Origin of the sequence: Leptolyngbya sp. CCNP1308, from assembly GCF_034932455.1 — a bacterium.
In the GTDB taxonomy this organism is placed as follows: domain Bacteria; phylum Cyanobacteriota; class Cyanobacteriia; order Phormidesmidales; family Phormidesmidaceae; genus Nodosilinea.
This window is the reverse complement of the sequence record NZ_JAYGIH010000001.1, coordinates 194,333-206,659: the sequence shown is the minus strand read 5'-3', so window position 1 is coordinate 206,659 and position 12,327 is coordinate 194,333. Positions and strand designations below refer to the sequence as shown.

General features: G+C 56.9%; 11 protein-coding genes. 5 read left to right on the top strand and 6 right to left on the bottom strand.

From position 1 onward, the window contains the following. Positions 1-15: 15 nt before the first annotated feature. The 4 genes from recR to VB780_RS00905 all read left to right on the top strand — a co-directional run bounded on the left by recR (position 16) and on the right by VB780_RS00905 (position 3,441). Positions 16-609, top strand: a complete 594-nt coding sequence (gene recR, locus VB780_RS00920) for a recombination mediator RecR (RefSeq protein WP_323349279.1) — start codon at positions 16-18, stop codon at positions 607-609. A 166-nt stretch (positions 610-775) separates the two neighbouring features. Further along, complete coding sequence (locus VB780_RS00915; protein WP_323349257.1) at positions 776-1,420, top strand: histidine phosphatase family protein; 645 nt, start codon at positions 776-778, stop codon at positions 1,418-1,420. Between the two features lie 13 nt (positions 1,421-1,433). Continuing rightward, positions 1,434-2,087 carry a histidine phosphatase family protein gene (locus tag VB780_RS00910; protein ID WP_323349256.1) on the top strand — a complete coding sequence of 218 codons (654 nt, stop codon included), beginning with the start codon at positions 1,434-1,436 and terminating at the stop codon, positions 2,085-2,087. Positions 2,088-2,223: 136 nt separating this feature from the next. Then, complete coding sequence (locus tag VB780_RS00905; RefSeq protein WP_323349255.1) at positions 2,224-3,441, top strand: PQQ-dependent sugar dehydrogenase; 1,218 nt, start codon at positions 2,224-2,226, stop codon at positions 3,439-3,441. Positions 3,442-3,658: 217 nt separating this feature from the next. Here the strand turns inward: VB780_RS00905 and VB780_RS00900 are convergent, their stop codons facing one another. The 6 genes from VB780_RS00900 to grpE form a co-directional block, all read right to left on the bottom strand. Then, positions 3,659-3,883 carry a DUF2811 domain-containing protein gene (locus tag VB780_RS00900; RefSeq protein ID WP_242019766.1) on the bottom strand — a complete coding sequence of 75 codons (225 nt, stop codon included), beginning with the start codon at positions 3,881-3,883 and terminating at the stop codon, positions 3,659-3,661. A 541-nt stretch (positions 3,884-4,424) separates the two neighbouring features. Then, entirely contained in the window at positions 4,425-5,564 is a 1,140-nt protein-coding gene (gene rsgA / locus VB780_RS00895) for a small ribosomal subunit biogenesis GTPase RsgA (RefSeq protein WP_323349254.1), read from the bottom strand. Beyond that, complete coding sequence (locus tag VB780_RS00890) at positions 5,565-5,807, bottom strand: sulfurtransferase TusA family protein (protein WP_323349253.1); 243 nt, start codon at positions 5,805-5,807, stop codon at positions 5,565-5,567. Continuing rightward, positions 5,804-6,925: a molecular chaperone DnaJ gene (gene dnaJ, locus VB780_RS00885; protein ID WP_323349252.1), complete on the bottom strand. Its 1,122-nt coding sequence runs from the start codon at positions 6,923-6,925 to the stop codon at positions 5,804-5,806. Before dnaJ ends, VB780_RS00890 begins: the two co-directional genes overlap by 4 nt. 96 nt (positions 6,926-7,021) lie before the next feature. Continuing rightward, complete coding sequence (dnaK, locus tag VB780_RS00880) at positions 7,022-8,977, bottom strand: molecular chaperone DnaK (RefSeq protein ID WP_323349251.1); 1,956 nt, start codon at positions 8,975-8,977, stop codon at positions 7,022-7,024. A gap of 245 nt (positions 8,978-9,222) precedes the next feature. Further along, positions 9,223-9,927, bottom strand: coding sequence for a nucleotide exchange factor GrpE (gene grpE / locus VB780_RS00875; RefSeq protein ID WP_323349250.1), 705 nt, complete (start codon positions 9,925-9,927; stop codon positions 9,223-9,225). Positions 9,928-10,269: 342 nt separating this feature from the next. Between grpE and VB780_RS00870 the strand changes: the two genes are divergently transcribed. After that, entirely contained in the window at positions 10,270-12,273 is a 2,004-nt protein-coding gene (locus VB780_RS00870; protein WP_323349249.1) for a GspE/PulE family protein, read from the top strand. Positions 12,274-12,327 lie beyond the last annotated feature (54 nt).

The following is a 12,327-nucleotide window of genomic DNA, read 5'->3' as shown; positions in this document are numbered from 1 at the left end:
TAGGAGTCTGTCCCCATTTACACTCGTCCCCTGGCTCGACTGATTGAAGAATTCCAGCGGCTGCCGGGGGTTGGCCCTAAGTCGGCCCAGCGCTTGGCCCTGCACATTCTCAAGCGCCCCCAAAACGAGGTGCAGGCTCTCGCCCAGGCGCTTCTGGAGGCGAAGGCCCAGGTGGGTCAGTGCTCGGTGTGTTTTCACCTGTCCGCTGACCCAGTGTGCGACATTTGCCGAGCTACTAACCGCGACCCCCAGACTCTCTGCGTGGTAGCCGACTCGCGAGACGTGATTGCGATCGAAAAAACCCGCGAATATCGAGGCCGTTACCACGTGCTGGGGGGCCTCATCTCCCCCATGGATGGCATTGGCCCTGAGCAGCTGAACATTGGCCCCTTAGTCCACCGGGTGAGCAAAGAGGGCACCCAAGAAGTGATTATGGCGATTAGCCCCAGCATTGAGGGCGACACCACAACCCTCTATGTGGGCCAATTGCTTAAGCCCTTCACGCGGGTAACGCGCATTGCCTTTGGCCTACCCATGGGGGGCGACTTAGAATACGCCGACGAGGTCACCTTGGCCCGCGCGTTGGAGGGACGCCGAGACCTGGAGTAGGCCAAGATTTAGCTCGGTCTTATACAATTTTGAACCTGTTTTGGGTTCTTTAGCCCGTAGGTTAGATTAAGGGTGATGAGCCCTTTGCCGTGGGTTAAGTGTTCTAGGGCTGCTGGTCAAAGGTGGATCCTGGATAGCTACCGCGCTTGTTTACCGCCAGGCATCAATGGGAGTTTTTCTCTATTTTTTGCGTCACGGCCAAACGGCCTATAGTCTCACGGGGGGCTACTGTGGCACCCCCGAAAACGATCCTGGTCTGACCTCCGAGGGGATGGCTATGGCCCAGGAGTTTGCCGAAACCTATGCCCATCTGCCCTGGAGTGCCGCCTACGTCAGCCCTCTGCGGCGGGCGGTAGAAACGGCTCGACCGCTGTGCAATGGGCTGAACTTAGAGATGCAGCTGCGCGACGGGCTGCGGGAGGTCATGTACGGTCGCTGGGAAGGCATGCACCCCACCGCCGTTGACCGCGAGCACCATGACGAGTACGTGGCCTGGCTCACTGACCCGGCCTGGTATGCCCCGGTGGGGGGCGAACGCGCCGTAGATATCGCCCGCCGGTCGGCCCAGGTGCTCGACGAAATTGAGCGCACTTATGCTGGTGGCCATATTTTGCTGGTGTCCCACAAGGCCACAATTCGCATTATGCTGTGCACCCTGCTGGGCATTGATGTGGGCCGCTACCGCGATCGCATGGATATGCCCGTCGCCGCCGTGAGCGTGGTCGAGCTGGGGCCGCGCGGGCCGCTGTTCCACACCATTGCCGATCGCTCCCACCTGAGCGACCAACTGCGATCGCTCCCCTCCACTTAAGGTCAATTGCCCTATGCCCCTGAGGCTTTACCTACTCCGCAACGCCGAAACCGAGTACTGCCGCACGGGCCGCTACTGTAGCCAAGATGGGGTAGCGCTGACGGCGCAGGGTCAGCAAATGGCCGACTATTTTGCCAAGGCCTACCATCACCTGGAGTGGCAGGCGGTTTTCTGTAGCCCCCTGAGCCATGCAGCTGCCACGGTGCAGCCCCTCTGCCAGATTACGGGGCTAGCGGTACAGCGTCGCGACCATCTGCGCGAGCTGTCCTTTGGCCGGTGGGAAGGGATGGCCCCTGCTGAGGTCAACATCACCTTCCACGACGACTACATTCGCTGGCTCGCTGACCCCGCCTGGAACACCCCCACCGATGGCGAAAAGGCGATGCAGGTGGCCCGGCGCAGCTCCGATGTGCTGGCTGAAATTGAAGAGACCTATCCCGACGGCAATGTGCTGATCGTGTCCCACAAGGCCACCCTGCGGATTATGCTGTGCACACTGCTCGGCATCGATGTCGGTCGATATCGCGATCGCCTGGCTATGCCCGTCACCGCTGTATCCCTGGTGGAGCTGATGGAGTACGGCCCCTTTGTGCGCCAGCTCAACGACTGCGCCCACCTGCCCCTGCACCTGCGCCGCCCCTGGGCTGGTAACGGCTCTGACGGCTGAGGGATGATGCCTGGAACCGGCAGCTCTGTCCGTAGGTAGATGGCGTCACCCATAGACCGTAGCGAGATTGAGGATAGGTGCGATCGCCTTGAATTGCGACCACTCCTCTTTTTGTGTCAAATGCGCTTCGGTATTTATGGTGTTTACTCGGTTTACTGCTATTTTGGTGCCCTGCCTGGCGGTGCTTGCCTTGGGCAGCTGCGCCTCAACCTCCAGCACCCCCGCTCCGCCTTCGTCCGATACCGCCCAGGTCGAACCCGTCGCTCCTGAGGAGCCAACGGCCCAGGTGGTGGTGAATAACGTCGAGCCTATCACCGTTGTAGACGGCCTAGAGCATCCCTGGAGCATGGTCTGGCTACCCAACGGCGACATGCTGATTACCGAGCGCCCAGGGCGTCTGCGCCGGGTCAGTAACGGCACCCTAGACTCCACTCCCATCGCCGGGGTGCCTGAGGTGTTAGCCTTTCGCCAGGGGGGGCTGCTAGACATTACCCTGCACCCCGAGTTTGAAGACAACGGCTTTATCTACCTGGCCTATGCCGATGGCACTCAGCAGGCCAACCGCACCCAGGTGGCCAGGGCGCGGCTAGAGGGCAACACCCTCACCGACTGGACGGTGATTTTTACCAACAACCGCGACAAATCAGATGGTCAGCATTTTGGGTCGCGCCTACAGTGGTTGCCCGATGGCACTCTGTTGGTAGCCTTGGGCGACGGGGGGAATCCCCCAGTGCAGCTCGATGGAGAGCTAATTCGTAACCAGGCCCAAAACCGCCAGACCCTGTTGGGTTCGGTGGTGCGCCTGACCGACGAGGGCGAGGCTCCTGCCGACAACCCGTTTGTGGATGATGCGGGCGCTAACCCGCTGATTTGGAGCTATGGCCACCGCAACATTCAGGGCCTAGCCCTTGACCCTGAGACCAGCCAGGTGTGGTCTACGGAGCACGGTTCTCGGGGCGGGGATGAGCTTAACCGTCTAGAACCTGGCGAAAACTACGGCTGGCCAGTGGTGACCTACAGCGAAGAGTATTCCGGTGGCCCGGTGTCTACCGAGCGATCGCGCCCGGATATGGTTGATCCCCTCACCTACTGGACGCCTTCGATCGCGCCCTCAGGGCTGGCGGTGTATCGGGGCGATCGCTATCCCCAGTGGCAGGGACAGCTATTTGCTGGCGGGCTGGTCTCCCAGGATGTGCGCCGTATTGAGGTCGATGCTAACGGTAGCGTAGTTAATCAGGTGTCGATTCCCATTGGTCAGCGGGTGCGCGATGTGCGCCAAGGCCCAGACGGCTTTCTCTACGTGCTGACCGACGACCCCAATGGTCGTCTCGTTCGTCTGGAACCAGACTCCTAGCAAACATCAACCCGTAGGTTCTGCTCATGCAAAAGGGCCTCCCATTCGGGAGGCCCTTTTGCAACTTTAAACTTCGAGCTGGCTATCCTTCGAACGTGGCTCCGACCCGCTTCTAAACCCTGTGCCACGACCGCCATTGGCGCAAGGGATGGATTAAATGCTCCAATTCATGGGAACCTATCCTGAAACGACCTCCTTGCCAGGGCTCCCAGCGAAGCTAGGCGGCGTAGTCAAATACGGCGTCCAGATAAAGGCGGTTAATGCGGCGATCGCTAATGCCGTTCTGCATCAAAAATAGTGACAGCGCTGCGCAAAACACTCGGTGTTGACTCCACGACGGGTGGGTCTCCACGTAGTCGCGCATCGCCTCAAATAGCTCCTCCGGCACCTCCACACTGAGGCTGATTCTCGACGCCATCGCCGCCATTGATTGCTCACTCATTTCCACTTCCCCAATCTGAAACTAGACAGCAAAACACAGCCCCGACCAACGGTTTGAACAAGCTGGATCCCTTGCTAGAAGGGAACTAAGAGCCTGCAAACGAGTTGAACAGAAGCGCTGTATAAGCTGGTCGCACCATTGTCACCACAGGGCAGGGGGATGTCAATCTTGCCAACCACCCCCCGATCCGCTAGTCCCTATTTCTGACAAACGAGGCTTCAATGGTTTCAGCGATCCCCGCTGGAACTATCTGTAGCCGCCGACACACCAGGGATCTGGTGTACCTGTGGAGAACCCCAATCCCCAGCGCTGGGCTAAACCACTACTCCCTGGTTACTATCTGGGGAAAACTTGACCAAAACTGGGGAAAACCCTGGGGAAAATCCTAGAAGAAAAAAAAGAAAATATAAAATCCGGCAGGGTTTCAAAGTTTTAATCGTTTCTTGGAATGTAGTGCCGTTGTGGTGGGGCAAGTTCTATCAATCGTATTGACTGCCATCCCCAAAGCCGAGAGATATTATGGCTAACTCTCGTCCTCAGATCAGTCCTCGGCACTGGGCTGAGGGTCGATGGCATCGCCGGATCCATCCAGGTCATAGCGTAGATAATCAAGGCGTTGTTTCTGATGGCGGCGCGACGGGCGGCGATATTTTTTAGCCTGAAGCCTAGGTTCTTGCCGCTGCTGGCCCTGATTCCCCATTTGCAGTTTGAGGGCCGCGTCAGGTTCACGCTGGCGCTGGCGGGTTTCTTGGTACGCCAGCGCCTCTTCTAACAGCGTGAGGTAAAAGTCGTAGCGCGGCCAATGGGAGTCCACGGCACAGCCCGGTGCATCCCGATGGAGGCAATCGTTGAATTGACAATTCCCCTTGGCTAGGCGCAGCCGAATTTCTGGAAAGCACTGACCCAGGGCTAGCGGGGTTAGGGCCAAATCGGGCTGGTTAAAGCCGGGAGTATCTGCTAAGAACCCACCCTCTGGTAGCTCGAACAGCTCCACATGGCGAGTGGTGTGTCGACCTCGCCCAAGCTTGCCAGACACCGCGCCTGTTCTCAGGCTAGTCTGGGGAATCAGCCAATTGATCAGGCTCGATTTGCCCACCCCAGAGGGGCCTGAGATGATAGTTGTGCGTCCCTTGAGCAGGGGTAGCAGCGTATCTAAGGTGTCCTCTTCCCGCAGGCTCATCACCGTGACTGGATAGCCCCACTGGTTAATCTGATCCTGCCAATAGCGGCGAGTGTCAGTACTGACTAAGTCCTGCTTGTTTAGGCAGAGACTAACGGGTATCCCAGTCGATTCAGCCTTAACTAAAAATCTCCCCAGTTGTTGGGGGTCAAGGTCGGGCTCAGCCAAGGCAAAGACTAGCAAAATCTGGTCAGCATTGGCCACAGGTGGACGGTCTAATATCGACTGGCGAGGGCTGACTTCGGCGATCGCACCCCGTCCGTCGGCCCAGTCGATGGCCTCTACCCGCACGCGATCGCCCACCATCACATGCTGACCGGTTTTTTTCAGTCTTGCCCGGCGGGTGCACAGCAGTGTTTGACCCGAGACCTTGCTGTCAGGGAGCACACTACTGAGGTCTAATCTCACTCGGTAGTAGTTGGCCTGGGTGGCCACCACCAGTCCCCAGAGGTCTGCTGCCAACTCGGCTGGTGCTGCACCGTTAGGCCCAGTAAATGACACCTAAACGGGACGACGTACGTGGAGGACAAAGTAGCCGGCGCAGTCTTCCAGATGCTCTACTCCGTAACCTTCCATAGTGAGACTGTCTGGCACCTGTTCCACGGGTTCCCCAGCATCGAGCCACACCTCTAAGAGGGCTCCTGGAGCCATTTTCTCCAGCTGGAGCTTGGTTCTTACAAAGTTAATAGGGCAGGGAGTGCCCCGCAAATCCAAACATTCGTCGGCTGCCGTAGAATAACTCATCCGCGAAACAGCCCCCCTAGAAAGCCCTCAATGCCGCCCCGGTTTACTTTTTCACCCCGAATTTCCGCCAGTTTCTCAATCAGCTCTCGCTCCTCCGGCTTCATGCGGGTAGGGATATCGACCTGTACGGCAATCAGATGATCGCCCCGGCTGACGGGGTTGCCCAGCTTGGGTACGCCCCGATTGTCGAGGGTGAGCACGGTGCCGGGCTGGGTGCCCGCAGGCACGTCTAGCTCTTCGGGGCCATCAACGGTGTCAATGGTCAGCTTGCAGCCCAAAATCGCTTGAAGATAGCTGATCTTAAGGTCGGAGAGAATGTTGATGCCATCGCGCTTAAAGGCGGCATCCTCGGCTACAAACAGATAAACGTACAAATCTCCGGCAGGGCCACCCCGCAGTCCTGCATCACCTTCGTTCGACACCCTCAGCCGGGTGCCGTTATCAACACCGGCCGGCACGGTAATTTTGAGCTTCTTAGTTTCCTGAGTCTGACCACTGCCGCCGCATACGTCGCAGCGGTCTTCAATGACCTCACCCGTGCCATTGCAGGTAGGGCAGGCCGACACTTGAGTAAAACTGCCAAAGGGAGTGCGTGTAGCCCGACGCACCTGGCCAGTACCACTACAGGTGCCGCAGGTGGACGGGCGGGTACCTGGCTTTGCCCCACTGCCGGTACAGGTACCGCAGGTTTCTAGGTGGCTAATTTTAATTTCCTTTTCGCCGCCAAACACCGCTTCCTTAAAGTCGAGCCTCAAGTCAAGGCGGAGATCATCACCTCGGGTTGGCCCTCGGCGTCGGGTACCCTGGCCCTGGCCCCCCGAGAAGCCGCTAAAAAAGCTTTCAAAGATGTCGGCAAAGCCGCCCATGTCGCCAAAGTCTTGGTAGCCGCCAGCAGCAGTTCCCAGTCCGGCCTCACCAAAGCGATCGTAGCGAGCGCGAGTTTCGGGCTCGGAAAGCACTTCGTAGGCTCGATTGATCTCTTTGAAGGTATCTTCAGCCCCAGGCTCCTTGTTGACATCGGGGTGGTATTTGCGGGCTAAGCGTCGGTAAGCTCGCTTAATGTCATCTTGGTCGGCGTTGCGCGAAATACCGAGCATGTCATAGAAATCACGGGCCATAGGGGGCTACCTAGACAACTCCAGCAACAATCAAACATTAAACCATTTTAAAACGAGTGCCCACTTTGGCTAGGTGGGAATACCCGCCCCATGGTCTCAGTCGATGGCTTCGTAGTCGGCGGTAACGGTGGCATCTAGCCCCATGTCATCGTCGTAGTCGGGATCGTAGGTCTCATCGTCGCTGGCCTCAACACTGGCGTAGGCCGCCGGTGGAATCCCCATATCGACATCGGCTCCGGCATCTACATCTCGGTAGACATTGGTTCCGACGGCAAAGATGGCCGATTGCAGGGCATCAATATATCCCTGGAAGGTATCGACATCGATGCTGGGGGTATGGGTGGCGACGCGCAGCTGGCTCACTTTTTCATCTAGGTCGGCCCGAGTGGCATCGTCTAGCAGGCTACCGTGATCGCGCAAGGTGGCCTCGTAGCTGTAAAACAGGTTATCGGCTCGGTTGGTTAGCTCGGCCAGCTGTCGTCGTCGCCCATCTTCGTCAGCGTAGGTTTCGGCCTCTAGGCGCATACGATCAACCTCGCTGTCGGTTAGACCGCCCGTATTGGTGATGCAGATGCTTTGAGCACGGCCCGTGCCTTTGTCGAGGGCCGCCACTTTAAGAATGCCATCGGCGTCGATTTCAAAGGATACCTCAATCTGTGGCACTCCCCGGGGAGCGGGAGGGAGACCGGTGAGCTCAAACTTACCCAGGCTTTTGTTGTCCTTAGCCATCGCTCGCTCACCCTGGAGAACGTGAATTTCTACAGAGGTTTGGCCATCGGTAGCAGTGGAAAATACCTGAGATTTGCTGGTGGGAATGGTGGTGTTGCGCTCAATAATCTTGGTAAACACTTCTCCTAGGGTTTCAATACCCAGGGAGAGGGGGGTGACATCGAGCAGCAGCAGATCTTTGACCTCGCCCCCCAGTACCCCAGCCTGAATTGAGGCTCCCAGGGCTACGGCTTCGTCGGGGTTCACAGAGCGATCGGGAGCTTTGCCGTTGAAGTAGGCGCTAACCGCCTGCTGTACGGCCGGGATGCGGGTAGAGCCACCCACCAATAAGATGCGATCGATCGCATCGGGGTTCAAATCTGCATCCTTGAGCGCCTGCTTGACGGGTTCCAGGGTGGCCTGCACCAGTTCCGACGCAAATTGCTCGAATTGAGCGCGAGTCAGCGTCATCTCTAGATGCTTTGGCCCAGACTCGTCAGCGGTAATAAAGGGGAGGTTGATGGACGTCGAAGGCATACTCGACAACTCGACCTTGGCTTTTTCGGCTGCTTCTCGGATGCGCTGTAGTGCCATGCGATCGGCAGATAGATCAATGCCTTCCTGTTCGCGAAAAGCAGCGGTCATCCATTCGACGATGCAGTTATCAAAATCGTCGCCCCCCAAGTGGTTGTTGCCAGCAGTGGCTTTGACTTCAAAGACGCCATCCCCCAGCTGTAAAATAGATACGTCGAAGGTGCCGCCACCCAGGTCAAAGACCAGGACAATCTGGTCTTGATCTTGTTTGTCGAGGCCGTAGGAGAGGGCTGCGGCAGTAGGTTCGTTAATGATACGCAGGACTTCCAGTCCCGCAATAGTGCCCGCATCTTTGGTGGCTTGGCGCTGGGCATCGGTGAAGTAAGCCGGCACCGTGATAACGGCCTGGGTTACTTCTGTGCCTAAATAAGTCTCGGCATCCTGCTTGAGCTTCTGCAGGATCATGGCGGAAATTTCCTGGGGCGTAAACGCCTTGCCGCGAATCTGTACATCTACGGTATTGTCACGACCGCTGACGCAGATGTAGGGCACGCGACTACGCTCGGTTTCGGTATCTTCCCAGCGGCGACCAATAAATCGCTTGATACTGTAGACCGTATTTTCTGCGTTGGTTACTGCCTGGCGTTTGGCCAACTGGCCTACTAACCGTTCACCGTTTTTACCAAAGCCAACGATGCTGGGTACCGTACGGCCCCCCTCGGTGCTAGCAATTACAGCTGGTTTGCCGCCTTCTAGGACAGCGACACAACTGTTGGTTGTTCCTAGGTCAATGCCGATTACTTTACCCATAGCCCACAGTGCTCAACTTAATCGTTCGCTGTACCCTTGAAATTGGCCCAGGCCTAGGGCGGTCTGAGCTAATTATGATTAGGTTGCCCGCTTGTGCTAAGGAAGTTATCGTCTGCTGCGGTAATTTGTTTGCTGCACCGCCCAGATGCGGGGTTTTGTGTAGAACGCAGAGGAGATAGGAACATAACTGCCGCATCACTCCTCAGAGCATGCGGGGATCTATCTAGCTTGTCCCTGCGGAAAAGCTAGTCAGAGGGGCCAGTACTCTCAACATCCGGGCTTTGAGAATCATCCTCAGGTGGCGCAGCCACTTTTACCATAGCGTGGCGTAGCACCCGATCGCCTAGCTGGTAGCCCCGTACAAACTCTTCGATCACCACTCCCTCGGCGTGATCGGCGGTCGGTTCGCGCATAACGGCTTCGTGCAGTAGTGGGTCAAACTCCTGCCCTTCGGCCCGCATGGCTGACACCCCTAGGCGCTTGAGAGTCTCTACTAGCTGCTTATAAACGCTCTGATAACTTTTGTGAATAGTCATCTCGGCTTCGGTTTGGGGCTTAATCTGCGATCGCGCCCGCTCAAAGTTGTCAACCACTGGCAGCAGTTCAATGACGGTATCACCCTTGATTTGAGTGGCCAACTCGTCTTTTTCTTTGCTAGTGCGCTTGCGGTAGTTCTCAAAGTCAGCGGCAATGCGCATCGACTGATTTGCCCGGTCTTCGAGTTGGGCTTTTAGCCCAGCGACCTGGCGCTCTAAATCGGCTACGACGGCCGAATCAACGCTGTTGTCTTCATTGAAGGGCGGGGCTGCGTCAGCGGCTTCAACCGTCGCTGCTGCAGCTTCGACCACGTCGTCAAAGTCAATATCCACAGCATCTTCCTCCAGAATCTCTTCGATGGCTTCAGGGTCAGAAGCGGGCTCGTGGGCCATGTTGTGAATGTCGTCAACCATGCTGATACGTAACTCGACGGGTGAATGCAACAACTCTGCCTGGGCTTAAGTCCGTCTTAGCGACTCGCCCCTGACAGTGCTTCCAATTCTATCGTGGAATGTGGGTTTGACAGCCGCAGGTTGAGGCGCTGTTCTACCAAAAGGTCTACCCAAGGGATTGGCAAGCCGCTGCCCCGCCGTGGTGCAGATAAATTAGATAAGGGTATTATCGACACTACGGGGTCATTGCAGGTGGGGCTTGCGATCGCGCTAGCTTAGTGGGTATAGCCCCCGTTTAGGGCATACTGCCTGCATACGATTGGGTTTGAGCCTGTTTTACACCAGCACTTTGGCATCAGCGCTATGACTAATTCCTCCTCCCGGCGAGCTCTAGTACTTCAGCGGAGTTTTTCGCCCTTTGGCAACAAGCTCATTCAAGCGGGCTATGTTGACTCCGAGCAGATGCAGAAAGCCCTGGCGGAGAGCCGGAAAAGCGGACAGTCGCTAACCGACGTACTTGAGTCTCTCACCGGTCAGCAGCTTTCCCCTGAGCTGCTGCGGCAGTACAAAAAACAGCAGCTCTTCGAGCTCAAAATTCTTTACGGGGTTGAATCCCTCGATCCCGAACTCAACGATATCTCTCCGGCTCAAATCGGACAGCTGATCGATACCCTAATACCTGTTGATATCTGCCGACGTCACCGCTTAGTGCCCCTTTCTAAGGAGCAGAGTGAGACCCCATCGGTGCTCGTTGCCATGGTCGATCCAGAGAATCTGGAAGCTCAGGACGACCTCAACCGTATTTTGCGGGCCCAAAGCCTCTCTCTTCGGCGCATGGTCATCACCGTTGAAGACTATCAGCGGCTGATGTCTACCTACCTAGACGATGCGGTAGCCAAGCAGAAAAAAGAAGAACTAGATGCCGCCGTTGACGTCAACACTAGCCTGGAAGAGCTCGATTTCGGCGAAGGCAGCTTAGAAGACGTCATCGACGAAGAGGCCGACCTGGGCATGGCCCTCAAAGATGCCGGTGCGGCCCCGGTCATTGCCCTCGTCAACAAAATTTTGGCCAAAGCTCTTCAAGAGGGCGTTTCTGACATCCACATCGAACCTCAGGAGGAATACCTGAGGGTGCGCTTCCGGAAAGATGGGGTGCTCAAAGAAGCCCTGCCAAAGATGCCCAAGAAGATCATTCCTGCTGTCACTGCGCGTTTTAAGATTATTGCCGAGCTAGATATCGCCGAGCGCCGAGCACCCCAGGATGGTCGTATTCGGCGGGTGTTTCAGGGGCGCAAAGTTGACTTTCGAGTCAACACTCTGCCCAGTCGCTGCGGCGAGAAGGTGGTGCTGCGGATTTTAGACAACTCAGCCACTCAGCTCGGTCTAGATAAGCTCATTACTGACCCCGATTCCCTGCGCATTGTGCAGGATATGGCTTCTCGTCCCTTCGGTCTCCTCTTGGTAACCGGGCCAACCGGCTCAGGGAAGACCACCACCCTCTACTCGGTGCTGTCAGAGCGGAACGACCCTGGCATTAATATCAGCACTGCCGAAGATCCGATTGAATATACGCTGCCCGGTTTAACCCAGGTGCAGGTAATTCGCGAAAAGGGCATGGATTTTGCGTCGATTCTGCGCGCCTTTTTGCGCCAAGACCCCGATGTGATTCTGGTGGGTGAAACCCGCGATCGCGAAACGGCCAAAACGGCAATTGAAGCCGCCTTGACGGGTCACCTAGTGCTAACGACGCTGCACACTAACGACGCTGCCGGGGCGATCGCCCGTCTCGATGAAATGGGCGTAGAGTCATTCATGGTTTCCAGCGCCTTAATTGGAGTGCTGGCTCAGCGCCTGGTGCGGCGAGTGTGCACAGACTGCCGTATTTCCTACAGCCCTACTCCCGAAGAGCTAGCCCACTTTGGACTGAGTAATTCCTCTGAGTCAGACATTACCTTCTATAAAGCTAACACCCTCACCGTAGAAGAACTCGCGGCTACTAAGGATAACAATACCCTCTGCCCCAAGTGCCAAGGCGGCGGCTATAAGGGCCGAGTTGGAGTATACGAAGTGCTGCGCGTCACCGAGCGTCTGCAAAAGCTGATCTCCGAAGGGGCCCCTACTGAATTGATCAAAGAGGCCGCAGTGGAAGAGGGCATGCAGACACTGCTGTCCTACAGTTTAGATCTGGTGCGTCAGGGGTATACCACCCTAGATGAAGTGGAACGGGTAACCTTTACGGATACAGGTCTAGAAGCAGAGCTCAAGTCGAAGCGCAAGGCCTCGCTGACTTGCGCCAGTTGCGCCGCTGAGCTTCAGCAAGATTGGCTCGACTGCCCCTACTGCCTCACTCCTCGCTTCCACGATTAGCGGTCGTCTGACAGCATTTTGTGCCGAAGTGGGCATCTTGTTAGCAGCAATGGG